24 protein-coding genes are annotated in these 26076 nt (G+C 48.5%); 15 read left to right on the forward strand and 9 right to left on the reverse strand.

The genetic code is table 11. The features are described 5' to 3' along the window. Positions 1–5: 5 nt before the first annotated feature. The 4 genes from dapF (at position 6) to yigB (ending at position 3219) form a co-directional block, all read left to right on the forward strand. On the forward strand, positions 6–836 hold the full coding sequence (gene dapF, locus ACED36_RS16535) for a diaminopimelate epimerase (RefSeq protein WP_016959486.1): 831 nt from the start codon (positions 6–8) through the stop codon (positions 834–836). Further along, positions 833–1507: a DUF484 family protein gene (locus ACED36_RS16540; RefSeq protein ID WP_016959485.1), complete on the forward strand. Its 675-nt coding sequence runs from the start codon at positions 833–835 to the stop codon at positions 1505–1507. Before dapF ends, ACED36_RS16540 begins: the two co-directional genes overlap by 4 nt. Next, complete coding sequence (gene xerC / locus ACED36_RS16545; protein WP_016959484.1) at positions 1504–2418, forward strand: tyrosine recombinase XerC; 915 nt, start codon at positions 1504–1506, stop codon at positions 2416–2418. The genes ACED36_RS16540 and xerC overlap by 4 nt, the downstream gene beginning before the upstream one ends. A 75-nt stretch (positions 2419–2493) precedes the next feature. Beyond that, positions 2494–3219 (forward strand): 5-amino-6-(5-phospho-D-ribitylamino)uracil phosphatase YigB, encoded by a 726-nt coding sequence (gene yigB, locus ACED36_RS16550; RefSeq protein ID WP_016959483.1) that lies wholly within the window; start codon positions 2494–2496, stop codon positions 3217–3219. Here yigB and ACED36_RS16555 read toward each other — a convergent pair. The 4 genes from ACED36_RS16555 to ACED36_RS16570 are packed head-to-tail and all read right to left on the reverse strand — an operon-like array spanning position 3203 to position 5564. Next, positions 3203–3640 (reverse strand): DoxX family protein, encoded by a 438-nt coding sequence (locus tag ACED36_RS16555; protein ID WP_017005008.1) that lies wholly within the window; start codon positions 3638–3640, stop codon positions 3203–3205. The two genes, yigB and ACED36_RS16555, sit on opposite strands and share 17 nt — an antisense overlap. Before the next feature lie 18 nt (positions 3641–3658). Next, positions 3659–4414: a DNA-binding domain-containing protein gene (locus ACED36_RS16560; RefSeq protein ID WP_016959481.1), complete on the reverse strand. Its 756-nt coding sequence runs from the start codon at positions 4412–4414 to the stop codon at positions 3659–3661. After that, positions 4411–5268: a DUF692 domain-containing protein gene (locus tag ACED36_RS16565; protein ID WP_371733549.1), complete on the reverse strand. Its 858-nt coding sequence runs from the start codon at positions 5266–5268 to the stop codon at positions 4411–4413. Before ACED36_RS16565 ends, ACED36_RS16560 begins: the two co-directional genes overlap by 4 nt. Before the next feature lie 35 nt (positions 5269–5303). After that, the gene (locus ACED36_RS16570; RefSeq protein WP_016959479.1) at positions 5304–5564 is read right to left on the reverse strand and encodes a DUF2282 domain-containing protein; all 261 of its coding nucleotides are present in this window, start codon (positions 5562–5564) and stop codon (positions 5304–5306) included. Positions 5565–5950: 386 nt separating this feature from the next. On the opposite strand from ACED36_RS16570, the gene uvrD reads away from it, so the two are divergent. Then, entirely contained in the window at positions 5951–8128 is a 2178-nt protein-coding gene (gene uvrD / locus ACED36_RS16575; RefSeq protein ID WP_371733550.1) for a DNA helicase II, read from the forward strand. A gap of 183 nt (positions 8129–8311) precedes the next feature. On the opposite strand, the gene ACED36_RS16580 is transcribed toward uvrD, so the two are convergent. The 3 genes from ACED36_RS16580 to rarD form a co-directional block, all read right to left on the reverse strand. Then, on the reverse strand, positions 8312–8809 hold the full coding sequence (locus tag ACED36_RS16580; protein ID WP_016959477.1) for a DUF2780 domain-containing protein: 498 nt from the start codon (positions 8807–8809) through the stop codon (positions 8312–8314). A gap of 28 nt (positions 8810–8837) precedes the next feature. Beyond that, entirely contained in the window at positions 8838–10610 is a 1773-nt protein-coding gene (gene ggt, locus ACED36_RS16585) for a gamma-glutamyltransferase (protein ID WP_016959476.1), read from the reverse strand. Between the two features lie 165 nt (positions 10611–10775). Continuing rightward, positions 10776–11684, reverse strand: coding sequence for an EamA family transporter RarD (gene rarD / locus ACED36_RS16590; protein ID WP_016959475.1), 909 nt, complete (start codon positions 11682–11684; stop codon positions 10776–10778). Positions 11685–11966: 282 nt separating this feature from the next. Here rarD and recQ point away from each other — a divergent pair, with 282 nt between their 5' ends. From recQ to ACED36_RS16610, 4 genes are all read left to right on the forward strand, one after another. Next, positions 11967–13817, forward strand: a complete 1851-nt coding sequence (gene recQ, locus ACED36_RS16595; protein ID WP_029486334.1) for an ATP-dependent DNA helicase RecQ — start codon at positions 11967–11969, stop codon at positions 13815–13817. After that, positions 13810–14124, forward strand: a complete 315-nt coding sequence (locus ACED36_RS16600) for a DUF3630 family protein (RefSeq protein WP_016959473.1) — start codon at positions 13810–13812, stop codon at positions 14122–14124. Before recQ ends, ACED36_RS16600 begins: the two co-directional genes overlap by 8 nt. 171 nt (positions 14125–14295) lie before the next feature. Next, complete coding sequence (locus ACED36_RS16605) at positions 14296–14961, forward strand: 7-cyano-7-deazaguanine/7-aminomethyl-7-deazaguanine transporter (RefSeq protein ID WP_016959472.1); 666 nt, start codon at positions 14296–14298, stop codon at positions 14959–14961. 120 nt (positions 14962–15081) lie between these two features. Then, positions 15082–15522, forward strand: a complete 441-nt coding sequence (locus ACED36_RS16610) for a GNAT family N-acetyltransferase (protein ID WP_016959471.1) — start codon at positions 15082–15084, stop codon at positions 15520–15522. A 257-nt stretch (positions 15523–15779) separates the two neighbouring features. On the opposite strand, the gene elbB is transcribed toward ACED36_RS16610, so the two are convergent. Continuing rightward, positions 15780–16430 (reverse strand): isoprenoid biosynthesis glyoxalase ElbB, encoded by a 651-nt coding sequence (gene elbB, locus ACED36_RS16615; RefSeq protein WP_016959470.1) that lies wholly within the window; start codon positions 16428–16430, stop codon positions 15780–15782. 539 nt (positions 16431–16969) lie between these two features. Between elbB and polA the strand changes: the two genes are divergently transcribed. Then, positions 16970–19765, forward strand: a complete 2796-nt coding sequence (gene polA, locus ACED36_RS16620; RefSeq protein ID WP_017005000.1) for a DNA polymerase I — start codon at positions 16970–16972, stop codon at positions 19763–19765. 889 nt (positions 19766–20654) lie between these two features. Here polA and yihA read toward each other — a convergent pair. Next, entirely contained in the window at positions 20655–21341 is a 687-nt protein-coding gene (yihA, locus tag ACED36_RS16625; RefSeq protein WP_016959466.1) for a ribosome biogenesis GTP-binding protein YihA/YsxC, read from the reverse strand. A 149-nt stretch (positions 21342–21490) separates the two neighbouring features. Here yihA and ACED36_RS16630 point away from each other — a divergent pair, with 149 nt between their 5' ends. The 5 genes from ACED36_RS16630 (at position 21491) to hemN (ending at position 26013) form a co-directional block, all read left to right on the forward strand. Beyond that, the gene (locus ACED36_RS16630; protein ID WP_017004998.1) at positions 21491–22108 is read left to right on the forward strand and encodes a cytochrome c; all 618 of its coding nucleotides are present in this window, start codon (positions 21491–21493) and stop codon (positions 22106–22108) included. Positions 22109–22835: 727 nt separating this feature from the next. Next, on the forward strand, positions 22836–23483 hold the full coding sequence (locus ACED36_RS16635) for a class I SAM-dependent methyltransferase (RefSeq protein WP_016959464.1): 648 nt from the start codon (positions 22836–22838) through the stop codon (positions 23481–23483). Then, on the forward strand, positions 23480–24028 hold the full coding sequence (gene yihI, locus ACED36_RS16640) for a Der GTPase-activating protein YihI (protein WP_016959463.1): 549 nt from the start codon (positions 23480–23482) through the stop codon (positions 24026–24028). Before ACED36_RS16635 ends, yihI begins: the two co-directional genes overlap by 4 nt. Beyond that, positions 24029–24526, forward strand: a complete 498-nt coding sequence (locus ACED36_RS16645) for a DUF2489 domain-containing protein (RefSeq protein ID WP_016959462.1) — start codon at positions 24029–24031, stop codon at positions 24524–24526. Positions 24527–24639: 113 nt separating this feature from the next. Next, positions 24640–26013, forward strand: a complete 1374-nt coding sequence (gene hemN / locus ACED36_RS16650) for an oxygen-independent coproporphyrinogen III oxidase (RefSeq protein WP_371733551.1) — start codon at positions 24640–24642, stop codon at positions 26011–26013. The last annotated feature ends 63 nt before the right edge of the window (positions 26014–26076 follow it).

The raw sequence follows: 26076 nt of genomic DNA on the forward strand, positions 1-26076 counted from the left end.
ACCGGATGCAGATACAATTCTCGAAAATGCATGGTCTCGGCAACGACTTTATGGTGGTTGATTGCGTGACGCAAAATGCGTATTTCTCCCCGGACATGATCCGTCGTTTGGCGGACAGAAACACCGGTGTGGGTTTTGATCAGCTTTTGGTGGTCGAGCCACCTTATGATCCGGAGAGTGATTTTCACTATCGGATTTTCAATGCTGACAGCAGTGAAGTCGAGCAGTGCGGCAACGGCGCGCGCTGCTTTGCTCGTTTTGTTCGCATGAAAGGGCTGACCAATAAACATCAAATCCAAGTCAGCACTAAGTCGGGTAAAATTGTACTCAATATTGATGGTGACGATCAGGTCACGGTCAATATGGGCGAGCCTGTTTGGGAACCATCAAAAATTCCCTTCCGCGCAAACACAGAAGAAAAAACCTATATTTTACGTGTAGGCGATAAAACCTTGTTTGTTGGCGCAGTCAGTATGGGTAATCCACACTGTGTCACAGTGGTTGACGATGTGGATACGGCCGATGTTGACACCTTGGGCCCGTTGGTGGAATCCCATGAGCGCTTTCCTGAGCGTGTCAATGCAGGTTTCATGCAGGTGGTATCACGCAGTGAAATTCGTCTTCGCGTTTATGAGCGCGGCGCAGGTGAGACCCAAGCTTGTGGCAGCGGTGCCTGCGCAGCGGTGGCTGTCGGCATTGCACAAGGCTTGCTTGATGAGTCTGTACGCGTGCAATTGCCAGGCGGCGATCTACACATTCGTTGGCGTGGTCCGGGACATGCTTTGCATATGTCCGGCCCAGCTTCACATGTTTATGATGGACAAATAACAGTATGACGGAGCTTTCCAAGCTCGAAGGGCCACTGGCAAAAGCGCTTACCGACGATGCCGTGGCCAGCTATTTGAAAGACAATCCTGACTTTTTTCTTAGCCAGCTTAAATTGCTGGAGCAACTTCGACTCTCTCATCCACAACGTGGCGCGGTTTCCTTGGTTGAAATTCAGCTAAGCCGATTACGCGAACGCGTGGCTGAACTAGAAGAAGACATCACCCAATTGATGAGCATTGCTGCAGGGAATGAAAACCTGTTTCGTGCTTTCTCGCAGGCGCACAAAGCTTTGTTTGCCGCCAGTCGTGAGCAGGATATTCATCAGGCGTTACGTACTTTAGCCTCGTCGCTGCAGCTCTCAGTTAGCTTGCGTTTTTACGATGTTGGTCATCATGCCTTGAACAAAAAAAGTGTCGACGCAATAAAAGCGGCGCATTTTTGCGGTCAGCATGTTTACTTGGGTCGTCTTCGTAAAGCCGATGGTGAACTATTTGTTAGTCACGCACCAGAGCTAGGCTCTTATGCATTAGTACCTGTTTACAAGGGGAAAGAGCTAGGCTTTTTGTCGTTTGCCAGCAAAGATGGCGGACACTTTCAGCCCAGCATGGACACCCTGTTTGTTGAGCAAATTGCAGAGCACATCGCTATTCTTCTTACCAAGTGGCAGTCAGACGAATGAGCCTGCTGTCGGCCTTGGAAAAACCACTGGCGCGATTTTTTGATTACATGATTCGTGAGCGGGGCTTAAGTCGCTATACCGAATCTAATTACCGTCAACAATTGACCGCTTGCGCCACATTTTTGCAGGATTCGGGTGTGACTCAATGGCAGGATGTCGATGCCGGCTGGGTGCGTCAAATTGCCTCGCAAGCCAAGCGTGAACGCCTAAAGCCGGGCAGCATTGCTCTGCGTTTATCTGCTCTTCGTAGTTTCTTTGATTTTATGATTGTCGATGGTGCTTTGGGTGCAAATCCAGCCAAAGGTGTGGCAGCGCCAAAACAAGGGCGCACCTTGCCAAAAAATCTTGATGTGGATGAAATCAACCAACTGCTTTCTGTCGATTCTGACGACCCCTTAGCGGTGCGCGATCGCGCCATGATGGAGTTGATGTATGGTGCGGGGCTACGTTTATCTGAGCTTACCGGCCTAAATCTTCGAGATGTGGCGGTACGAAAAGGCGATCTTCGCGTCATCGGTAAGGGCGATAAAGAACGTATCGTCCCGTTTACTGGCATGGCCAAAGAGTGGCTGATTAATTGGATAAAAGTGCGCAATCTGTTGTTGAAAGGACCAGAAAATGCACTGTTTATTTCTAAATTAGGAAGCCGAATCTCGGCGCGAAGCGTACAAAAACGTATGGCTGAGTGGGGACAAAAGCAAGCGGTGAATAGCCACATTAATCCGCACAAACTCAGACATAGCTTTGCAACGCATATGTTGGAGTCATCCGGTGATCTGCGCGCTGTTCAAGAGTTGCTGGGGCATGCAGACTTGTCGACGACACAGGTCTATACCCATTTGGACTTCCAGCATCTTGCCAAAGTCTACGATGCAGCGCATCCCAGAGCGCGTAAACGAAAAAGCGATTAGCCCCCCCCCAGATCTTGATCTGGTGAGCACTGTGATCGAGTGAATACAGGCAACGGAACGAGTAGAGGAACGCGCATGAAGTTTTACCGCAGATGGCAACCCGTCTCAGCACTGACCTTTGATCTGGATGATACCTTGTACGACAACCGTGTGGTGATTGTACGCGCAGAGCAACAGTTGCTGGATTGGCTAGCCTCGCATTGCCCGCCGATGGAAGCATTTAGCTGGGCGTTATGGCAGGACATTCGCCAGCAGGTGATGGAGCAAGATCCTCGCTTGGTAGGGTTTGTCACAGAGATTCGACGAGCGCAGATCAAATTTGCCGCCACTCGCTGTGGTCTGAGCGACTTTGCAGCGCAACAACTTGCCAATGACGCCGTTGAATTCTTTCTTTTCGAGCGCAGCAACTTTTCCGTGCCAGATGAAGCCATTGAAACCTTAGCGGCATTAGCGGCAAATTACCCACTTTTGGCGATCACCAATGGCAATGTTGATTGTGATCGGCTGGGGCTGACGCCGTATTTTATGCATGTTCTGCAAGCCGGACCTGACGGGAAAGCCAAGCCTGACTTGGCTATGTTTACTAAAGCGAAACACTTGCTGGATGTTGATCCTGAGAACATTTTGCATGTTGGCGATCATTTAAAAGCGGATGTGCGCGGTGCGAAACTGGCAGGATTTAAGGCGTGCTGGATTAACGAAACAAAACAGCCGCTGACAAAGCAGCGGCATGCAACATTACTTCCGGATGTGGAGATCTCCCATCTGAGTCAGCTTTTGACTCTCACCCGCGCTGTTTAAGTTTATTGTCGAGTGCCAGTAAGCCCGGCCCCCACACGGTGGTGACTAAGAGCATCACGCCCCACATTTGGTGGTCGAAGAAGCCTTTATCCCAAAGGGCGGGGTAAGACACAACCGCGACAATATTGAAAACGAACAGTGCAAAAGCCGCTGGGCGAGTTAACAAACCTAATAGTAAAAATACAGGCAGGATAAGTTCCGCTGCCGTCCCCAAGTATGCCGCCATTTCCCAAGGCAATACCGGTACCTGATATTCATACTCAAAGAGGTATAGCGTACTGTCCCAGCTTGCGATTTTGGTCTGCCCTGCACGGAAAAACACCCATGCCACCCAAAGACGACTGATCAGCAGCAATACCGGAGCGAGGGGCTTGAGCGCGGACGCAAAAATATCGTCCAATTTGGTAATAACTGAAAGCATGCGCGATGTCCTTTTTTCTTATGGCGTGTGAGCGAGAGTAAAATCAGTAAACACGCCACGCTGCATGGCGCTGGCGACGTGTTGCAATAAATGAGGAGCAATATTGCCAAACGGCGATTGCTCGCAAGCGACGATTAATGTGGCTTCTTCGGCATCAAGCAACGTGATTTCTAGCGTGTTATGACGGCGTTGAACGAGCGTCGCCTCGGAATTAAGAGGGTCAAGCGATTGCAGCGCCGCTTCATCATGATGGGTGATTGCTTGCCAAATGCTGCAGATGGCGAAATGGCTTTGCATCACTTTGGCTGTGGGGGATACCTGAAGCTGGATATTGCCAAAATCTTCAGGTGTCACTAGCGCTAAGGCTTCCACTGGAAACGGCATTTTCGTTATCGTCGCCTGACTGACCGTTTGAATATGCCACTCTAGTGTCGCGATATCGGCAAGATAAGGGACAGCTTCGATGATGTTGGGCAATGACGTCATTGTCTTGTCAAACCCTTCGCCATAACGATCGGCACAGGCATTATTCATTGGCGTGGTCAGCACGTGCTGGCGAGCAATGGCAGCAAAGCACTCCTCACCCACCAGTGCATTGACCACGGGGTAAGCCACGCCGAGGCATTCAGTTAATGTCATCACGAAGTTGTTGCGATAAACCTGCAATAGCGCATCGGGTGCTGTGACGCCTTGAGCAACCGGCAATTGGTGCGGCTGATAGTGCAGCGCGTCACTAAACTGTCGCTGCAGAGAGGCTAAGTCTGGCGATGTCATGATGCCACCTCTCGCAAGGGGCCATAATATAGCGCCTTTAAGATGGCATCGGCTTTCGCCGCTTCCGCCAGCAGCACCTCGGGTGTTGGAATGTCTCTATCCCACTCAATCAAGGTGTGTCGTGGCCCGTTTGCGGCGATCCATTGATGATAAAGCGCCCATACTGGCTCAGAAACTGGCTGGCTGTGAGTATCAATCCAAATTTCACCCTCGGGCAGCGGATTAACGACATAGCCTGCCAAATGGATTTCTTTCACCCACTCTGGATCAATAGCGGCTAAGTATTGCTGTGCGTCAAAGCCATGATTAAAGGCACTGACATGCACGTTATTCAGATCGAGCAACAATCCGCAGCCAGTGCGTCTGGCGACTTCGGCCAGAAACTCCCATTCAGGAATGGTTGAGTGGTTAAAGCTCAAGTAACTCGATGGGTTTTCCACCAGAATCTGTCGACTGAGGTGATCTTGTGTGATGTCGACATTGGCACAAAACACATCCAGTGCTTCTTCGGTGTAAGGAAGAGGCAGTAAATCATTAAAATATTCGCCATTTACCGAACTCCAACTGAGGTGCTCAGAGACGAATAAGGGATCGATCTCATCAACTAATCGTTTGAGTCGACGCAAGTGGTCGCGGTTTATCGGGTCGGTTGACCCTAATGACAAACCCACGCCATGACAGCTAATCGAATATTGGCGTCGCAAGGTATCTAACGCCTGAAAAGCATCAGAATCAGGCTGGAAAAAGTTCTCGCTGTGTACTTCTAACCATCCTATATCCGGGGATTTATTGATGAAGTGCTCATGATGTGGATGCCTTAGCCCCACGCCAATCCAAGGAGAAACTTTTTCCATGCCTAACCCCTGTTTCGATTAAGACGTTACTCTGATTAAGAGGCCGACTTAGCGCTGCCTGACAGGCGGTCACATAGGCCTTGAGGCACGACGATAAACGCATCTTTTTGGGCATCTTTGGTTGATGTACCCGCACAAGAACTGGTCGCCGTTGCGCAGTCGTTTTTACCCGCTTTTGCGACACCGTAGCATTTCTCTTTTTCTGCAGCCTGGGCAGGCGTTGTCGTCAAAGTGGTTGCACCCACAGCAAGCAGACTGGTAATAGCAGCAGCGACAGCAAAATTAGTCTTTTTCATGTCAATTCCTCATTGTAAGGACGGAGGTCCTTAGGATTATCAATTGATTAAAGAAAGAGCCGTCTTCAATAACGTGCTCACCTAAAAGGATAGGTTGAGTGAATGAAAACTTTCGCTGTTGCGGTTATTTTTTGATTAAAAATAACCAATGACGAACCAAGAGGTGGATTAAAGTATTGATATGTATGAGTTTTGTTTGGTTTGAATCATCATTTTTATAAAAGTATGAGAGAGAAACCTGGATTGGTGAAAGGAGCGGAGTAAGGCGGCGTTAATATCGGGGTGTATGTTGGTCTTTGCCCCAGAATTTTGGTGTTAGGTTCGCACCTGAAAGTCACTTGGGTATATAATCCTCAACCAGTGTATAAATAACCAGTGAATGAACGATGGACGTATCCTACCTGATTGACGGTCTTAACGACAAACAACGCGAAGCCGTGGCCGCGCCGCTCGGCAACTATCTGGTACTCGCTGGCGCGGGTAGTGGCAAAACCCGAGTGCTTGTTCATCGCATTGCCTGGTTGATGAAAGTGGAGCATGCCTCGCCGTTTTCAGTACTGGCGGTGACTTTTACCAATAAAGCGGCAGCGGAGATGCGTGGGCGTATCGACCAACTGATGCAGGGGACGTCATCAGGATTGTGGTGCGGTACCTTCCATGGCTTGTGTCACCGTATTCTGCGTGCTCACCATCTTGATGCGAATTTACCGCAAGATTTTCAAATTCTGGATTCTGACGATCAACAGCGTCTGCTGCGTCGCTTGATAAAAGCACAAAACCTTGATGAGAAACACTGGCCTGCGCGCCAAGCATCGTGGTACATCAATGCCAAAAAAGACGAGGGCTTACGGCCACATCATATTGATGCGCAGTTCGATCCCGTCGAAAAAACCTGGTTACGTGTTTATAGCGCTTATCAAGAAGCGTGTGACCGTTCAGGACTGGTGGATTTCGCGGAGCTTTTGCTGCGTTGCCACGAGTTATTGCGCGATAAAACCCATATTCGTGAGCACTATCAGGCGCGTTTTCAGCATATTTTGGTCGACGAGTTCCAAGATACCAACAACATTCAATACGCTTGGCTGCGCATGATGGCTGGCACGCAAGCCAATGTGATGATTGTGGGCGATGACGATCAGTCTATCTACGGCTGGCGTGGCGCTAAGATCGAAAACATTCAACGCTTCCTTGATGAGTTTGCTGGCGCGAAGACCATTCGTCTTGAGCAGAACTACCGTTCCACGGGCAACATTTTGAAGGCGTCAAACCATCTGATCACCAACAACTCGGAACGTATGGGTAAGAGCCTGTGGACCGACGGTCACGAAGGTGAATTAATTTCCGTATACAGTGCATTTAATGAGTTGGATGAGGCTCGCTTTGTCGTCGGTAAAATCAAATCTTGGCATGACGAAGGCGGCGCATTGAACGATTGTGCCATGCTATATCGCAACAACGCCCAATCTCGCGTGCTGGAAGAAGCCTTGATTCAAACAGGGCTGCCTTATCGAATTTATGGTGGTATGCGATTCTTCGAGCGTCAGGAAATCAAAGATGCGCTGGCATACCTGCGTTTGATGGCGAACCGTTTTGATGATGCTGCCTTTGAGCGTGTGATCAACACACCAACACGTGGAATGGGCGATCGCACCTTGGAAACCATTCGTTTGGCGGCGCGTGATCGTGGCGCGACCATGTGGGAAGCCAGTACTCAGTTGTTGGAAGAGCAAGTGTTGGCGGGACGTGCGGCCAATTCACTGCGTCGTTTTGTTGAATTGGTCAATGCGTTAGAAGACGAGACGCGTGAGATGGCGCTGTTCCAGCAAACCGATTACGTGATCCAGCATTCGGGCTTGCGCGCGATGTACGAAGCCGAAAAAGGCGAGAAAGCGCAGGCACGTATTGATAACTTGGAAGAACTTGTCACCGCAACCCGCCAGTATGAAGCGCCGGAAGAGGTGCAAGACGACATGACGCCGCTATCGGCCTTCTTGTCTCATGCTGCCTTGGAAGCTGGTGAAGGGCAGGCGGATGAATTTGATGATGCCGTGCAGCTGATGACACTTCACAGCGCCAAAGGGTTGGAATTCCCGTTGGTGTTTATGGTTGGTGTGGAAGAGGGCATGTTCCCGAGCCAAATGTCATCCGAAGAAGCGGGGCGCCTCGAAGAAGAGCGTCGCCTTTGCTACGTGGGCATGACGCGCGCCATGAAAAAGCTGTTTATCACCCATGCTGAAATGCGCCGTGTGTATGGCAAGGACATGTTCCACAAAGCGTCACGCTTCATTCGTGAATTGCCTGAAGAGTGCCTAGAAGAAGTGCGTATGCGCGCTAAGGTGTCGCGTCCCGCTGCGGCGAGTGGTCGTTTCTCTCAAACGCAGACTCAGCAGAATTTCAATCAAACGGGCTTTAATCTCGGCCAGCGTGTTCAGCATCCAAAATTTGGTGAAGGTACGATCATCAATTTTGAAGGCAGCGGCAATCAAAGCCGTGTGCAGGTCGCCTTTAATGGCGAAGGGATCAAGTGGTTGGTGACGCAATATGCCAAGCTAGAAGCGATGTAACGGCAGACACTGTTAAGCGCCATGCTCTAAAAGCCAAAAGCCAAAAGCCAAAAGCTAAAAGCAAAACGTTAAGGCATGGAAAAACGACAGTAAAAAGAAGGGGTGGCTTAGGCCACCCCTTCTTTTTCGTCTGTTGGTTCTTGTATCGCACTCAAGTTAAAGAGAATGGAAACAAGAGACAGATTATTTTGCTGCGCCCCAAGCGTCCGTTAAACCGCTAATGAGCGATTCGCTGGCGCCTTCACCGGTCAAATACTTGAGTATCACTGGGGCAAATTTTTGTACCATGCCTGGATCTAAGCCAAGTACACCGAAGACTTTGTCGACGGACTCTAAGTTGCCAAGGTTACTGGCGAGATCGTCTGGAATCATCCCCGTCAAAGAATCCATGCCCGGCACCATCTTGAGTAACTCACCGCTTTGTTCTTCCCCTAGGGATTGGTAAGCCATGGCAAGTAGGGCTCCCGCACCGCCTGCTGCTTGCTTGTCATTGACGCCAAGATCTGTCGACAGCAACGACGTGAGTGGGTTATCTGCCGTTTTTGTGTCTACGCCATTGAGTAAATTACTGGCTTCTTTGTTCGCTTCACCGAGTAGGCTGTCCAAGCTAAGTGCTTGAGCAGGTACTGCTGCTGTTGCGAGAATGGCACAAAGTGCCATCGTATTGATTTTACGTAACATTCATATTCTCCTGAGGGGGCTTAACGGGTTACTGTGCAGTGACCAGCCCTTCGCGCCTTGGGTCGGCACCGCCTTCCAATGCACCACTGTCGATAACAATACCGTGAATGCCTGATGTTAAGTCACGAATATTGACGTTATATCCCATTTCTTCAAGTGCAGGTTTGAAACTTTCTGCATCCGTCCCTGCCTCGAGATCAAAAGTGCCAAAGCGATTGACGAGATGCGGTAAGTCGATGGCTGATTGAATGTCTAAACCCCAATCAAGATGCGCGACCAGTGTTTTGGCAACATAACCGATGATGCGACTGCCACCCGGTGAGCCTACCGCCATGTATGGTTTACCATCACGCATGACAATGGTGGGCGCCATGGATGAACGGGGGCGTTTACCCGGCTCAATGCGGTTTGCGATAGGCACGCCGTCTTTTTGTGTGGCAAAGGAGAAATCCGTTAACTCGTTGTTGAGCAAGAAACCACGGGTCATTAAGCGCGAGCCAAAGCCGTTTTCAATGGTGGTGGTGATGGAGACAATGTTGCCCGCTTTATCCACAATGGAAAAATGGCTGGTGGATGGCAGTTCGATGGACTGATCGTCGGCCAATGCCGGCGCTTTCATCGCATGGCTAAATTGTGGCATGCCGGGGGACACATCAGTCATGGCACCTTCAGCAGGGATCAATGCCGCGCGTGCTTTCAAGTATTCGGGTGCTAACAAGCCTTCGGTTGGCACTGGCACATAGTCAGTGTCTGCGATATAGCGTCCGCGGTCGGCAAATGCCAAACGAGAGGCATCACCCATTAAACGCCAGCTTTCAGGGGAGTCTTTGCCGAGGTCTTTCAGTGGGAAGTTGCTCAAAATGCCAAGGATTTGCCCAACGGTAATCGCGCCTGAGGTCGGCGGTCCCATGCCGCAGACTCGATATTGACGATAAGGGGCGCAGACAGGTTGGCGTTCAACAATGCGGTAATCGGCCAAATCTTTTTTACTCAATACGCCGGGGTTGCCCGCCGCGTTTTGGACGGTCGCGACAATGTCATCAGCGATGGGGCCTTGGTAGAAGTTGTCGACATCCTCTGCCACCATTTTCAAGGTGCTGGCGTATTCGAGGTTCACTAAACGATCGCCAATGCTCAGAGGGTTACCGTTGTCGTCAAAGAAATATTGGTGAGTCGCAGGGTAGCGGCGCAGCCTATCAGCATCGCCTTCAATCAGCGCCGCCAAACGCGGTGACACCTCAAAACCGGCTTGTGCCAGTTCAATAGCCGGGGTGAGCACGGCGCGCCAAGACAGGTCGCCATACTTAGCGTGGGTATCATGCATTAAACGCAACGTACCCGGCGTGCCGACGGACAGCCCACCAACGACGGCGTCATAGAATTTCAACGGCTGACCATTGTCATCAAGAAATAGTGTTGGCGTTGCTGCCATTGGCGCGGTTTCACGCCCGTCAAACGTGGTTAAGGCTTGTGCCTTATTATCCCAATACACCAAAAAAGCACCGCCACCAATGCCAGAGCTTTGCGGTTCAACCAAGCCCAGCACGGTTTGCACCGCGACCATGGCATCAATCGCATTGCCGCCTTTTTTTAGAATGGACTCGGCGGCTTTGCTGGCATGAGGATTGGCCGACGCCACCATCCATTGCGTGCCTTTTACGCTCTTTCGCATCACGCTGCCTGTGGCAAGTTCGGGCGCGATAGCATCGGTGATTTGACCTTCAGCAGTCGCGTTGGCAGTCCCTGTCATCATTAAGCTAAGTGCCAATGCGGACAAGAGTCGAGTCGGGGGCTTTTTCATTCTAATTCCTTTTAACGCACGAACGGTTAGCCTCTGAGTATAGTTCGCTAATGAGCGAGAAGTGTGTCGGATTAACGAGGCAGGATGTCAATTTTTCTCTGTGAAGGCAGAAGGATAGAAAAATATTGCGGGTATAAAAAAACGGCACCTTGCGGTGCCGAAATATCAAGATGGAGTGTTTAACTTGCGCTTTTTCTTTTGTTGTCTGACTGCGTCAAACGTGAAGATAGCCAGCGCTGTCCAGATAAAGGCAAAGGTGGTGGCCTTATCCGCGGTGAACGGTTCGGTATAAATGCCCACGGCCAAAAAAAACATAATGGTTGGGCCGATGTATTGGAAAAAGCCCAGTGTTGATAAGCGCAATTTGGTGGCTGCGCCGTTAAAGCACAACAATGGCAAGGTCGTGACGATACCTGCGGCGATCAGTAGCAGGTTCATGCTCCAACTGTTGTCGAGCATGTTTGAGGTCGCGCTGTCGGCAATAAAGAGCAAATAGATTGCTGACGCTGGCAATAACACTGCGGTTTCAATGAATAGTCCGGTGGCTGCATCCACATTGATTTTCTTTCGCAACAGACCGTAGCAGCCAAAACTGCCCGCCAACACCAACGCAACCCAAGGCAATGAGCCAAAAGTGATAACTTGAATAGCCACACCAGAAAAGGCCAGTGCCACGGCGACCCATTGCAATCGTCGGAAGCGTTCGCCGAGAAATACCATGCCTAACACCACATTAAAGAGTGGGTTGATGAAGTAGCCAAGGCTTGCGTCTAACATGAGGTTGTTGCCCACGGCCCATATGAAAATGAGCCAGTTGGCGGCAATAACCACGGCAGTGACGGTTAAAAGTGCTAAACGCTTGGTATCTTTGAGTAGCAGTTTTACGCGGGCAAAGCTGCCACTCATTTTCACTATGATGGCGAGAAAGAAAAACGACCACAGCACACGGTGCATCACGACCTCCAATGCCGGGACGTCAGTTAACGCTTTAAAGTAGATCGGGGCAATACCCCACATGCTATAGGCGCCAATGGCAAGAAATATGCCTCGGCGGGTTTGTTGCGCATCATTCACTGCAAGATCTCAACATACAAATTACGACAAAGAGCAAAAACCGCCTAAAGGCGGCGCGGGCAGCGAAAAATAAGGGGTATTGATGGCTTATCTAGCGTGGTAGTGCTGAATGGTCATCAAATATAAACGGTTTAGCTGCATCAATCAGTATATGGAGGATGTATCGCTAAGCACACCTTAAAGGTGACATATTGATGAGAAAATCGTGTGCAACAACGGCATGGCTTTCAACATTGGCGCAGGGCGTTTAGAATGAGCGCCAATTCATTGAAGAGAGGCATCATGACCGTCACTGATTCTGCCGCGCAAACGCTGGAACTGGCACAAGACGAATCTGTTTTGCAGTCGGTGTTTGGCTATCACAGCTACCGAGACGGTCAGAAGGAAGTCATTGATGCCGCTATCGCGGGTCAAGACTGCCTTGTCATCATGCCAACGGGTGGCGGTAAAAGCCTGTGCTACCAAATTCCTGCTTTGGTGCGCGATGGCTTGACGATTGTTATCTCTCCGCTTATTTCGCTGATGAAAGATCAGGTCGACCAACTGCTTGCGAACGGCGTGCAAGCGTCGTGTATTAACTCCTCCATGCTCCCAGAAGCACAAGCAGCAACATGGCAAGCACTGCGCGAGGGTAACCTCTCGCTTTTATATGTCTCGCCTGAGCGCGTGTTGATGCGTGACTTTATCGAACGTTTGCAAACGGTAAAGATAGCCTTGATCGCTGTGGATGAAGCACACTGTATCTCTCAATGGGGACACGATTTTCGTCCCGAATATGCGCAACTGGGTAGCCTAAAACAGCATTTCCCGAATGTGCCTGTGATGGCGTTGACCGCCACCGCAGATGACGCCACGCGTCAGGATATTTGTTCGCGTCTTGCGTTGGATGCTCCGCACTCTTTCCTTGGTAGTTTTGATCGCCCCAATATTCGCTACACCTTGGTGGAAAAGCATAAGCCGCTGGCGCAATTGACCCAGTTTCTCGCCGGGCAAAGCGGACAAAGCGGCATCATTTATTGCAGCAGCCGCAAGAAGGTCGAGCAGGTGGCCGAAAAGCTGTGCGATCAAAATTTACGCGCAGCGGCCTATCATGCAGGCATGAGCAATGAACAACGCGCTTGGGTGCAAGAAGCCTTTCAGCGCGATGACGTGCAAATTGTGGTGGCAACGGTTGCGTTCGGCATGGGGATTAATAAACCCAATGTGCGTTTTGTGGTTCACCATGATATTCCACGCAACATCGAATCCTATTATCAGGAAACCGGACGTGCTGGGCGTGATGGTTTGCCCGCCGAAGCGGTGATGTTTTATGACCCGTCGGATATCGGCTGGTTGCATCGCTGTTTGGAAGAAAAGCCAGAAGGGCCACAGAAGCAGGTGGAAAGCCACAAGCTTAATGCCATGGGCGCGTTTGCTGAGGCGCTAACCTGTCGCCGGCTGGTGTTATTGAATTACTTTGGTGAATATCGCGAGAAACCCTGCGGTAACTGCGATATTTGCTTAGATCCGCCCACGCTGTTTGACGGTACAGAGCAAGCGCAAAAAGCCCTGTCATGTGTGTATCGCGTGAATCAGAGCTTTGGTGTGGGTTACACGGTTGAAGTGCTGCGCGGTATGCAAAACCAGCGCATCAAAGAGCACGGGCACGAGAAGATCAGCACTTATGGACTGGGCAAAGACCACAGTCATGAGTATTGGGTCAGCATTTTCCGTCAGCTGATCCATCGCGGTTACCTGATGCAAAACATTGCACGAAGTTCTGTGCTGCAACTGACTGAAGAAGCACGTCCTGTCTTGCGCGGTGAAACATCGCTTGAACTTGCCGTGCCAAGACTCGGTCTGTCACCACGTAGTAAAGCCGACAAGCTTGGCAAACGCAATTACGACAAAAAGCTGTTCGCCAAACTCCGTAAACTGCGCAAAGCGATTGCAGATAAAGAAGACATCCCGCCGTATGTGGTGTTTAACGATGCCACTTTGATTGAAATGGCTGAAATGATCCCGACCTCGCAAGGTGAATTGCTGGCGGTCAATGGCGTGGGTCAGCGCAAGCTAGAAAAATACGGCCATGTATTTTTGGACGTGATTGAAGATCACATCACGCTCGACACGGATGATGCGAGTTATGGATAAACCACGATTTAGGTTATCGCATTTTGACGCCAATGAAGGGCGTTTGGTGTTGGCCGCGGATGGGATGGATTTCGACAACGCAGAAGCTATGCTAGATAGGTTTTGCCAACTGATTGACGCCAACGCGCAGGATAAGCAAACCGATGCCGATCTGCACACATGGTTGGTCGACTTTGAAGGCGTCACCTTTATGCTCAAAGCTGAGCATTACAGTGCCAGTGTGTGGTTAGAGCGCCTTGGTAAAGAAGGCGATGAAGAACTACTGTTTTTGCATCGCTGGTTAAGTAGACAACTCGCCTTTTCGTGATACCACGGCGACGCGACGACAGTTGGCAAGCCAAAAAAATGCTGTATAATTCGCCACCTTCTTTGCGTTATGCAACTGCACCGCGAAGCAGAAAAATACGGTGTCGAGTAGAATACTCGGCATAATAAGTACGTTTGGGTTCCCTCGCCCCCAATGACAAAAAGGTTCCAAATGAGCACTTTTACGCCCGCGCAACAGCGCAACGCCCTTTCCTATTTGGTGGTTTTCCACCTCGTTATCATTGCGTCTAGCAATTATCTGGTACAGCTGCCGTTCACCATTTTTGGTTTTCACACCACATGGGGCGCATTTACCTTTCCGTTTATCTTTCTGGCGACCGATCTGACTGTTCGTATTTTTGGTGCAGGCATGGCACGTAAGATCATTTTCAGCGTGATGGTGCCATCACTGTTGATCTCTTATGTGTTGTCGGTGTTGTTCTATCAAGGACAGTATCAAGGACTCGCGCACCTCACGGAGTTTAACCTCTTTGTGGCGCGTATTGCCGTGGCAAGCTTCATGGCTTACATGCTTGGTCAGATCCTCGATATTCATGTGTTCAATCGCCTACGCCAGACAAAAAAATGGTGGGTAGCACCTAGCTGTTCAACCGTGTTTGGTAACGCGCTTGATACCTTGGCTTTCTTTGCCATCGCGTTTTACAACAGCCCTGATGCCTTCATGGCGGCTAACTGGACGGAAATCGCCATTGTCGATTACGTCTTTAAGCTCATCATAAGCCTTGGCCTGTTTGTACCTATGTATGGCGTGTTGTTGAATTATCTTGTGGGTCGCATGACTAAGGTTAACGAGACAGCGCAGGCCAAGCTGGTTTAGCGTCTGCCTGCATATAAGATTGAGGGTAATAGAGCCGATCGTTTGATCGGCTTTTTTTTTGTCTGTTCGCCTATACTCGGAGAAAAAGCACATGAGTGCTGATCAAATAAGGATACACCCATGATCATTCGAGAAGGCACGCTGGCCGATGCCATCAACGTACTCGGTCAAATCGATGAATTTTCCCGTGAGGAAACGCTGGTTTCACTTAAAAAACGTATTGGTGACAAGCCCTTTTTGGTGCTGATTGCAGAACAAGATGGGGAAAGCTGTGGGGTGAAAGTGGGTTATCAATTGGATGAAGATTGTTTCTATAGCTGGCTAGGTGGCGTCACCCGTAAAGGTCGCCGTCGTGGTATCGCACAGGCGCTGTTGCATTCGCAAGAGCGCTGGGTCGCTCAACATGGCTACACCAGCTTGCGTGTGAAATCGCGTAATTGCTTTGCGGGCATGCTTTGTTTGCTACTCAATAACCATTACTTGATTGAGCACTTAGAGAAAAAAGACTCACTGGATCAATACCGCCTGCATTTTGTGAAGAAAATCACACATTATGAATGAGCAAAAATAAAGCAGTAATAATAACTTGTAAACGCTAATGAGAATGATTAGTATTTATTTCGTTCGATGGCGAAGGCAATCTTCACCAGAGAACACACGACATTGCTCACATTGTTTCCAGTAAATGTATTTGCATGAATCTGCTTACGTAGTGCAGTTTTCTGATGCAGGCGACGCCAACTCGGCGTCGCTTTTTTCTTTCTTCTTCTACTTCTTTTTCTTCTTCGCTTTTTTACTCATGTCATATCAAACGTCTTTCACGCCATATCCACGAGTTTATCGACCAGTTTATTGATCCCAGAAGCCGCTTCACTCACCGATGTAGCAAGCATATAGGCAGGAGTGGAAAGCAAGCGTCGGCTTTGATCAAGCACGAAGTCATCAACGGGACAATTAACATGTTCACCGCCCATGGCATTAAATGCTGCTGCCGTCTCGGGGTCTGTTCCTATGGTCCCTTTCGCGCCTGGGCCATACACCTTTGGTATCAAGATCGGGGAAATACAAATATAGCCCGCTGGTTTTTCAGCGCTTGCGAACGCTTTACAAACACGCAGAACGTCTTCTTGAATGCTCATGGATACGCCTGTGTTGGCAAAATCACTGAGATTTTTTGCTACACCAAAACCGCCAGGTAAGAGCAGGGCATCAAAGTCATCCGGGTTCAACGTGGATATTGGGGCAATATCGCCACGACAAATACGCGCAGCTTCTTGCAAGGCGTTACGTGTGTCGCCTGATTCCTCGCCTGCATGGTGGTTAATGACATGAAATTGCTCTTCATCAGGCGCAAAGCAATGCCAGCTTGCACCCGCTTGCTCTATCGCAAGAAGCGACAACACCGATTCTTGAATTTCCGAACCATCATAAAAACCACATCCTGACAGGATGACAGCCACCTTTTTCATAAATGTGTCCTCGTTGCAAGAAATCATCTTGCGGCGAAAGCGTGGATCGCCGCCGAGTTAATAGCCAGATCAAGCGTAGTCTATGAGCAAAACGATGGTGATTTGAATTCACGCTGATCACAACCTTAGAGAACGGTATTGTAAAAGATGCAAGGTTGCTTTGATCGGTGGTCAATTTCTTTTTCCACAGTCGATGATCTCCGCACGATCCTGATCCGGATCAATGACTTAGAGTTAAGTGCATAAAAACAAAAGATATATTTTTTGATTTTGTGCGTTTTTCACACATGATCTGAATTGCCAAAAATAAATACTAACAAAGTTATCCACAGCGAAAGGTGGGTGTCATGGGCGGGAAAGTGTTTATGCACAGGGCAGTTTGATAATGAGTCTGTAGGTCGATATGAAAATAAATGTGAGGGTATGAATCGAAGCGTGACTTGCTTTCTTAGCCATAGAAATCGAAATCGCGGGTTAACAGAATTCGCCAGTCGTGGCATCCTAGCCCATCAATCATTTTCTGGTTAGCTTATAACGTTATGGCGACGACTTCTGACAGTCCGTTGATTCTGGTCGACGGCTCCTCTTATCTTTATCGCGCGTACCACGCATCCCCTAGTTTGACTAACGCCAATGGCGAGCCAACAGGTGCGATTTATGGCGTGGTTAACATGCTACGTAGTCTGGTCAAACAGTATCCGACATCCAATGTGACCGTGATTTTCGATGCTAAAGGTAAAACCTTTCGTGACGACATGTATGCCGAATATAAAGCACATCGTCCGCCGATGCCGGATGACCTGCGCGGTCAGATAGCGCCATTGCATAAAATCATTGAAGCTATGGGATTCCCAATGCTGGTTATCGACGGTGTCGAAGCAGATGACGTGATCGGTACGCTTGCCGTGCAGGGTTCCAAGGCCAGTATGCCGATTCTGATCAGTACCGGTGATAAAGATATGGCGCAGCTGGTGGATGAGAATGTCACTCTCATTAATACCATGACCAATGTCATCATGACCCCACAAGGCGTGCATGATAAATATGGTTTTGGCCCAGAGTACATCATCGATTATCTGGCTTTGATGGGTGACAAAGTCGATAACATCCCAGGTGTCCCTGGTGTGGGTGATAAAACCGCGACGGCTTTGATCGCGGGTATCGGTGGATTAGAAGAGCTATACGCGAACCTTGATAAAATTGCCGACCTTGGATTCCGTGGTTCTAAAACCATGGCGAAGAAGCTAGAAGACAACAAAGATGGGGCGTTCCTTTCGTATCAACTCGCCACCATCAAGTTAGATTGTGAATTGCCATTTACACCCGAACAATTGACTAACCGTGCGCCTGAAAATGACAAATTGGTTGAGCTGTTTACTGAGCTTAATTTCAAGCGCTGGTTAGCGGAAGCGCAAAGCGGTAGTGCTGGCATGGATGCTGTCGCTGAGCGAGCGGTCGCATCCGGTACGCCTTCAGCATCGGGTAAAAAAGAAGACGTAAACTTTTCAGCGGCAAGCATTGATCGCAGCAAGTACGAAACCATTTTGACCGAAGAAGCGTTTCGCGTTTGGATGGACAAACTGCGCAGTGCTGACGTGGTGGCGTTTGACACAGAAACTGACAGCCTCGATTACATGGAAGCCAATCTGGTTGGCCTCTCTTTTGCCGTTGCAGAAGGTGAAGCGGCTTACTTGCCTGTTGCCCACGATTATCTCGATGCGCCACAACAGTTAGATAGAAACTGGGTGCTGGCAGAAATGAAAGCATGGCTAGAAGATGCCGGTGCACTCAAAGTCGGTCAGAACCTGAAATATGATTCGAGCGTATTGGCGCGTTATGACATTGAGATGAAGGGCATTGCGTACGACACCATGCTTGAATCTTATGTGTTTAATAGTGTGGCTGGGCGTCATGACATGGACAGTTTGGCATTACGCTATCTGCAACATGCTTGCATTAGTTTCGAAGAAATTGCGGGTAAAGGTAAAAAGCAGCTGACGTTTAATCAAATTGAGATGGAACAAGCCGCGCCGTATGCCGCGGAAGATGCGGATGTTACCTTGCGCCTACACAATGTGTTGATGGCGCATTTGCTGCAAGACGAAAAGCTTAAAGTTATTTTCGAGCAATATGAAATGCCGCTTGTTCCTGTGTTGTCACGTATGGAGCGTCATGGCGTTTTGATCGATGCCGACATGCTTGCTACGCAATCGAAAGAAATTGCCATCCGTCTTGATGAATTAGAAAAGCAAGCGTTTGAGTTGGCGGGAGAAGAGTTCAATCTTAGCTCTCCAAAACAGCTTCAAGTCATTTTGTTTGAAAAGATGGGTCTGCCGGTAGTCAAGAAAACCCCATCAGGCACACCGTCAACCAATGAAGAAGTGCTGCAAGAGTTGGCACTGGACTACCCACTGCCTAAATGTATTCTCGAATACCGTGGTCTAGCCAAGCTGAAGTCGACTTACACCGACAAGCTGCCAAGGATGGTGAAGCCGCAAACCAAACGCGTGCATACTTCTTATCACCAAGCGGTGACTGCGACAGGTCGTTTGTCTTCGGCCGATCCAAACTTGCAGAATATCCCTATTCGTAATGAAGAAGGGCGTCGTATTCGTCAGGCGTTTATCGCACCACCGGGCAAAGCTATTCTTGCTGTCGATTACTCGCAAATCGAGCTTCGCATTATGGCGCATCTGTCTGGCGATGAAGCATTGCTTGAAGCTTTCCGCAACGGGAAAGACATTCACAGTGCCACGGCGGCAGAAGTGATGGGGATTGATATTAGTGAAGTGACCAGTGAAATGCGCCGTCGCGCTAAAGCCATTAACTTTGGCTTAATCTACGGCATGAGTGCATTTGGTTTGGCCAAACAGTTGGGAATTCCTCGTGGCGAAGCGCAGCAATATATGGAGCGTTATTTTGAACGTTATCCTGGCGTGCGTCAGTACATGGAAGCCACGCGTTTACAGGCTGCCGAGCAAGGTTATGTAGAGACTATTTTTGGTCGTCGACTACACTTGCCAGAAATCAATTCAAGCAATGGTATGCGCCGTAAAGGGGCTGAACGCGCTGCGATTAACGCACCGATGCAGGGAACAGCGGCAGATATCATTAAACGCGCGATGATTCTTGTCGACAGTTGGATTGGACAACAGCCTGAAGGTCGTGTTGCTTTGATCATGCAAGTACACGATGAATTGGTGCTGGAAGTCGATATCGCACACCTTTCGGATGTTGAGCAACAGGTTTGTAAGTTAATGGAATCTGCCGCCTTACTTGAAGTTCCTCTCGTGGCAGACTCTGGAACAGGCGAAAACTGGGATCAAGCACACTGATTAGTCGACCATATGGTCGATACCCATCACACAATCACTTAAATTTCATAACGAAAAAAGCCCGTATAGACGGGCTTTTTTATTGATTTCATGAAACATTGTGAATACATAAAGCACTATTTTTTATAATTTGATGAAAAAAAACTACGTAAAGGGTTTTCTTAATCGGCCATTTGATATACATTTAGCGACGTAGGGTACAGAGGTAAGATGTTCTATCTTTCAGACCTTTTGTTTCACGTTATTGGATTTGGCTGATTCAGCAGCCCCGGTCGATGAATGTCGACCGGGGCATTTTTTATTGTGAAAACCCGTTTTCTCTTCAGTTCCAATTATCGAATAAAAATCATTGAAAACAATGAATTAATCTATTTGTAGTGTAGGAGTTATAATTTATCGCCCATGATTAGAGCAATTACTTTAATTTAAACTTCTCGGCGCTATAATGACCGCTGCTTCTTGTTCTTGATGTGGTTAGGGTGGTCTGCAACGCTTTTTAGGCAGATGGCTTTCACGTTATTTGTGACCGATCTGAGTATTCAGATCGGTCTTTTTTTATCCGCTAAAATTGTAATTCACTTCCAGAATAAAGATCAGGCAGAGTATGTGAATGGAATGATATTTATCGACAAAAAATAAGTATCATATAAGAAAATCAAGATGTTAAAAATCAGTGCATTACAGAGGTTGAATACATTATCTGTCTGTAAAGAAAGGCAAAAATACTTAGCGTAACGGCAGGGCTAACTTGCGGAGATGGAGATTATGGATGACACTCAACTCATAACGAATAAGAAAAAACCTCCTATTTCTCTCCCGTTACCCCACCTTCTGGTGGGGTTTTATTTGTCTGAAATCCAACAAAGCTTATGGTTTACCAAAGAGATGGTTACTGGTTAGACGTTGAATCGTCGTTAGTAGCGATAACGTCGTTCTCTTCTGCGTCGACAGTTGTCTCTGCATCCATTTCAAACACGGGGAAATACCAGCTATCTAGCTTCTTACGCAGCATGTCAACGCCAATGCCTTTTAGCGAGGAGTAGAGTTCGACTTGTACGTTACCACCGAAATCTAGAGCGGCTTCTCTTACCTTGGCTAACTCTGCTTTACGTGCGCCACTTTTTAGTTTGTCACATTTGGTTAGCAGCGCCAAAATTGGCAAGTTGCAGTCAACCGCCCAAAAGATAAGCTGCTGATCAAGCTCTCTCAGCGGGTGACGAATATCCATCAACACGACCAATCCTTTCAATTGCTCACGTTTTTGTAAATATTCACCCAGTGATTTTTGCCATTTTTTCTTCATTTCCAGTGGAACTTGCGCGAAGCCATAGCCCGGCAAGTCGACAATGTGACATCCCTCATCCACTTTAAATAAGTTGATCAATTGTGTGCGACCCGGCGTTTTACTCACTTTAACCAAGCTTTTATGATCACAAAGTCGATTAATTGAGCTAGATTTACCAGCATTAGAGCGTCCCGCGAACGCGACCTCTATACCGGTATCAGGCGGCAAGTGCCTGATATCTGGGGCACTGGTGATAAAGTGTGTGTTGCGATAGTTGAGTGAAGGATTCACTGTTAACTCCGTCTCGACTTTATGTAGTCGACTGATTACTTTTATGTGAAATTGTGTAAAATGACCGTGCTCGGTTTTTGCTCGATGATTGTATCATGATGGCGTGGGCATCGTGGTATTGGAAGCTTGATAATTATAAATGGAATGTCATGAAGAAATTAGCGCTACTACTCACTTTAATTGCGAGTTTTACCGTCTATGCACAGGGTGATGCAGAAGCAGGTAAAGCAAAATCAACCACTTGTGCCGCATGTCACGGTCCTGACGGCAATAGTCTCATTCCGGCAAACCCCGTTCTGGCAGGTCAACACGAAAAATACCTGTTAAAGCAACTTCAAGATTTTAAGCTCGGTATGACGACGGGTGGAGAGCAAGGCCGTTACAATGCAGTAATGGCAGGCATGGTGGCATCATTGTCCGAACAGGATATGTCTGATCTCGCTGCTTACTACGCATCACAAACCGCCAAGCCAGGTGCGACACCTGAAACGTCGGTTGATCTCGGTGAGCAGATTTATCTGGCGGGTGATTCAGAGCGCGGCATTGCGGCGTGTATTGCTTGTCACGGTCCACGTGGTAACGGCACATCACTGTCAGGGTTTCCTAAAATTTCTGGACAGCATGCCGAATACGTCTCAGCTCAGTTAATGGCGTTCCGCGATGCGAAGCGTAATAACGACTTGAATAGTATGATGCGTATCGTTGCTAGCAAATTGTCGGACAAAGAGATCGACGCTATTTCCCAATACGTTGGCGGTTTGCACTAATTTGTTCGCTCGTTAAGTTTCCAAAAGGCAGCTGAGGCTGCCTTTTTTGCGTCTATATCCAGAGCAATATTATTAGACGTAACACTGAATTATACATCTTGAGGTTACTCAGATATCAATGTCTGCCGAGCATTTTCACGCGCTATTTTGTAGGTGATCGCCCAACTTCTAGTAAGTATTCTTCCCTAAAACTTGCCTGTTTTTGTTTTTTTCTCCTACCTTTCAGTTAGATAATAATTCTCGAAATAAAATGTATGTTTGAAATGTGAGTCGACGCCTATTTTGTATTTTTTATCGGCGTAGAATTATTTATGTCGACTGGGAACACGACAGGGAAAAGGACAGTCAGGAAGACTAACGCAGGGCTGCGATTAGGATTCAAACGGAATTTGGCTTGGAAAGCCTTCGTCACCAGGATGTGCTGCGTCAGGATGACCAACAGTGTGAAGGATTCACATGGTAACGGACAACCACTTGGACGGTGGTCAGGACACTACCAGGATGGTGAAGATGACAGGATGTTGTGAGTCATACTCAAATAAAAAACGGCAGGACGCCCTCAATACAAACGGAAATTTGTTCACCGGGATGTGGCATTACTGTTAGGGATTGAAGCGGTATAATCCGTTCATTAGAACGCTCTAGAGCGACAGGCTTTGCCTGTCGCTTTTTTCTTATCCAGCTTTCTGTTACATTTCCGCCATTCAATCTGGTGCAGAAACCCTCAATGACCCTTGATTGCCCGCTTTGTCAGTCGACGCATGTCGTCGATTTTGAGCAGGATAAACGTCGTCGCTACTTCCGTTGCGAGCCTTGTTCGTTGGTGTTTGCCGACCCAGCTAGTCGGCTGTCACCGAAAGAAGAAGAGGCGGTATATCAACAGCATGAAAATGAAATAGGTGATGAGGGATACCGCCGTTTTTTAGGCCGCTTGGCCGATCCATTATTGGAAAAACTCGGTAGTGCGCCACTCGAAGGATTAGACTTTGGGTGTGGCCCTGGGCCGGCATTGGCCGCGATGCTAGAAGAGGCAGGGCATAAAATGGTCTTGTATGATCCTTATTTCATGCCGGATCATAGTGTACTTGGTACCACCTATGATTTTGTTACCTGCACCGAAGCGATTGAACACTTTTATATGCCTCACAAGGAATGGGGACAGTTATTGAGCCTGGTTAAGCCTGGAGGCTGGTTGGCAATCATGACCAAGCTCGTTATTGATGTTGATGCATTTAAGCATTGGCACTACAAGAATGACCCAACCCACGTGAGTTTTTTCAGTCGCGAAACGTTCTGCTTCTTGGCAGGCCGTGATGGTCTTGACGTGGACTTTGTTGGTAACGACGTAATTTTACTGAGGAAGAAAAACGAATGACCCGCAAGAAGAAAGCCCGCAAAGTTGGCTCTGAAGGTCCAGCGCAATATAGTGATCGTTCATTAAGTCATAATGACATTGCGGCTCTGGCAGCCAAGCGTAAAAACAAGCGCAAAGGCTTAAAAGCCGGTTCTCGTCATTCAGACGGTACGGTCGAGCAACAACGCATTGCTCAGCAAAAGCGCGACCCGCGCTTGGGCAGCAAAACTGCGGTTCCATTGGTGGTTGAGCAAAAACCACATCCTAAATCTGCAGCAGGCAAAAAAGTGCGTCGTGTTAGCGCTGAAAAAGAGCTGGAGATGCTGGAAAATGATGCACAACTCAATGTGTTGATTGACCGTATTGAAAACGGTGAGAAGCTAGGTTCTGGTCTGCAAAGTTACGTTGACGAGAAACTCGACCGCATTGAAGTGTTAATGAACCAACTGGGCTTGTTTGAAGAAGACGAAGAGCCAGTCGAGACAGAAGCACCGAAGAAATCAAAACGTCGCGGCGATGATGATTTGCTGGCGGAGTTTGAAAACGTCAAATTTGATCAGGAGTAAATGTTGGAGACTCTTCCTTTAGGTGTGTTGGCACTAGGCGGTGCCATTATTCTGGGGTTAGCCATCTACGCGGGCTGGCTGTTGGCGAAATTACGTCATCAGACCAAATTGCAGGCTGCGCAAATGGATGCTGCTACTAAGAAACGTAACCTCAAAATCATTGAAAGTGTGGATGTGATTGCCATGGCAACGCTGCAAGAGCAGTGTGATTTGTCGGAAGCGGCTATTCGTCTTTTTATGATCATGGATCACCTCCAAGGGGAGAAGCGCGTTGATTACCCCACGCGCTACCCAGCATTGTATGAACTGTATGACGTGGTCAAGGACATGCCTAGAGGCGACGCGCGCAAAGCGATTGATAAGAAAGAACGCATGCGAGACAACATGGTACGCATGAAAACCGAAGCGCGTCTTCAACAGGCCATTCATACCGAACTGGAAGAAATACTGGCGTTTACTGGGGCGAAAATGACCCCGATTCGTACGTTAGCGAGCTGATCGATACGATCAAGCCAACAGTTTTCCCTTTGGCTAGAAGGGAAAGATTCATCCGCGACCGGAGAGTGTGTCAAAATATGCTCTCCGGTTGTTCATTTTTGGCGGGAACACAAATGTCTACGCAGCAAATCATTTGGGATCAGGCGCTTATTGAGAAGTATAACTACTCAGGGCCGCGCTATACCTCTTACCCGACCGCATTGGAATTTCACGAAGTTTTCACTCCAGCAGAATTTGATATGGCGTGTGCGCAGTATCCTGAGCGCAATTTGTCTTTGTACGTGCATATCCCGTTCTGCCATACCCTTTGTTACTACTGTGGGTGTAACAAGGTGATCACTCGTCATGCGCACAAAGCCGATGCTTATCTCGATGCGCTTGAAATTGAAATCCGTCAGCGAGCCTACTTGTTAGGTGATCGTCATGTCACTCAGCTTCATTGGGGGGGCGGTACCCCCACATTCCTGTCAAAAGCCCAAATCACTCGATTGATGGGTCTACTGCGTCAAGAGTTTCGTTTGAGCGAAGATGCCGAGATAAGCATCGAGGTTGATCCGCGCGAAATCGAACTCGACATGATGGATCATCTGCGTGCAGAAGGGTTCAATCGTTTAAGTATCGGTGTGCAGGATTTTGATAAAACGGTTCAGAAAGCGGTAAACCGTGAACAGGACGAAGATTTTATCAAAGCATTGGTTGTGCGAGCGAAGGCCTTGGGCTTTCGTTCCACCAATCTGGATTTGATTTATGGACTGCCGCACCAAAACGGTGAGACATTCGCTAAGACCCTCAAACAAGTGGTAGAGATGCAACCGGGTCGTTTGTCCGTGTTCAATTACGCGCACTTACCCGCCTTGTTTGCCGCGCAACGCAAAATCAAAGATGCCGACCTGCCATCACCGCAAGAGCGTCTTGGCATGCTTGAGCAAACCATCAGTACGCTGACTGGCGCTGGCTACCAATTTATTGGCATGGACCATTTCGCGCTGCCTGATGATGAATTGGCGGTCGCGCAACGCGAAGGTATTTTGCATCGTAATTTCCAAGGCTATACCACGCAGGGTGATTGTGACTTGCTGGGTTTGGGTGTGTCTGCCATTTCCATGATTGGGGATTGCTATGCTCAGAATCAGAAAGAACTGAAGAAGTATTACGGGCAAGTGGAAGATAAACGCCATGCGCTGTGGAAAGGCGTGATGCTCGATGCCGATGACTTGCTCCGTCGTGAAGTGATCAAATCACTGATTTGTAATTTTTCTCTCGATAAGAAAGTCATTGAGCGCGATTACGCACTGGTGTTTGATGAATACTTTGCTGATGATTTAGCGTTACTGAAGTGCTTTATCGATGATGATTTGGTGACGGTAGACGATAGCCATATTCAAGTGACGCTGAAAGGGCGCCTGCTGATCCGCAATATCTGTATGTGCTTTGATACCTATTTGCGTGACAGAGCCCGCCAGCAGCAGTTTTCTCGCGTTATTTAAGTCTGCTCAATGTGCCATGAGCTAAAAATGAAAAAAGCCGCTGTTGCGGCTTTTTTAGATCAG

The organism is Enterovibrio sp. FF113, from assembly GCF_041439165.1.
Lineage (GTDB): Bacteria > Pseudomonadota > Gammaproteobacteria > Enterobacterales > Vibrionaceae > Enterovibrio > Enterovibrio norvegicus_A.

Excerpts from the sequence above, each read along its gene's own strand:
- yigB (WP_016959483.1), top strand. The coding sequence starts at position 2,494 with ATGAAGTTTTACCGCAGATGGCAACCCGTCTCAGCACTGACCTTTGAT.
- ACED36_RS16610 (WP_016959471.1), top strand. The coding sequence starts at position 15,082 with ATGATCATTCGAGAAGGCACGCTGGCCGATGCCATCAACGTACTCGGT.
- dapF (WP_016959486.1), top strand. The coding sequence starts at position 6 with ATGCAGATACAATTCTCGAAAATGCATGGTCTCGGCAACGACTTTATG.
- ACED36_RS16560 (WP_016959481.1), bottom strand. The coding sequence starts at position 4,414 with ATGACATCGCCAGACTTAGCCTCTCTGCAGCGACAGTTTAGTGACGCG.
- uvrD (WP_371733550.1), top strand. The coding sequence starts at position 5,951 with ATGGACGTATCCTACCTGATTGACGGTCTTAACGACAAACAACGCGAA.
- ACED36_RS16570 (WP_016959479.1), bottom strand. The coding sequence starts at position 5,564 with ATGAAAAAGACTAATTTTGCTGTCGCTGCTGCTATTACCAGTCTGCTT.
- hemN (WP_371733551.1), top strand. The coding sequence starts at position 24,640 with ATGTCTACGCAGCAAATCATTTGGGATCAGGCGCTTATTGAGAAGTAT.
- ACED36_RS16635 (WP_016959464.1), top strand. The coding sequence starts at position 22,836 with ATGACCCTTGATTGCCCGCTTTGTCAGTCGACGCATGTCGTCGATTTT.
- ACED36_RS16645 (WP_016959462.1), top strand. The coding sequence starts at position 24,029 with ATGTTGGAGACTCTTCCTTTAGGTGTGTTGGCACTAGGCGGTGCCATT.
- ACED36_RS16555 (WP_017005008.1), bottom strand. The coding sequence starts at position 3,640 with ATGCTTTCAGTTATTACCAAATTGGACGATATTTTTGCGTCCGCGCTC.
- ACED36_RS16580 (WP_016959477.1), bottom strand. The coding sequence starts at position 8,809 with ATGTTACGTAAAATCAATACGATGGCACTTTGTGCCATTCTCGCAACA.
- ACED36_RS16540 (WP_016959485.1), top strand. The coding sequence starts at position 833 with ATGACGGAGCTTTCCAAGCTCGAAGGGCCACTGGCAAAAGCGCTTACC.
- ACED36_RS16565 (WP_371733549.1), bottom strand. The coding sequence starts at position 5,268 with ATGGAAAAAGTTTCTCCTTGGATTGGCGTGGGGCTAAGGCATCCACAT.
- ACED36_RS16600 (WP_016959473.1), top strand. The coding sequence starts at position 13,810 with ATGGATAAACCACGATTTAGGTTATCGCATTTTGACGCCAATGAAGGG.
- yihI (WP_016959463.1), top strand. The coding sequence starts at position 23,480 with ATGACCCGCAAGAAGAAAGCCCGCAAAGTTGGCTCTGAAGGTCCAGCG.
- xerC (WP_016959484.1), top strand. The coding sequence starts at position 1,504 with ATGAGCCTGCTGTCGGCCTTGGAAAAACCACTGGCGCGATTTTTTGAT.
- ggt (WP_016959476.1), bottom strand. The coding sequence starts at position 10,610 with ATGAAAAAGCCCCCGACTCGACTCTTGTCCGCATTGGCACTTAGCTTA.
- ACED36_RS16605 (WP_016959472.1), top strand. The coding sequence starts at position 14,296 with ATGAGCACTTTTACGCCCGCGCAACAGCGCAACGCCCTTTCCTATTTG.
- polA (WP_017005000.1), top strand. The coding sequence starts at position 16,970 with ATGGCGACGACTTCTGACAGTCCGTTGATTCTGGTCGACGGCTCCTCT.
- ACED36_RS16630 (WP_017004998.1), top strand. The coding sequence starts at position 21,491 with ATGAAGAAATTAGCGCTACTACTCACTTTAATTGCGAGTTTTACCGTC.
- recQ (WP_029486334.1), top strand. The coding sequence starts at position 11,967 with ATGACCGTCACTGATTCTGCCGCGCAAACGCTGGAACTGGCACAAGAC.
- elbB (WP_016959470.1), bottom strand. The coding sequence starts at position 16,430 with ATGAAAAAGGTGGCTGTCATCCTGTCAGGATGTGGTTTTTATGATGGT.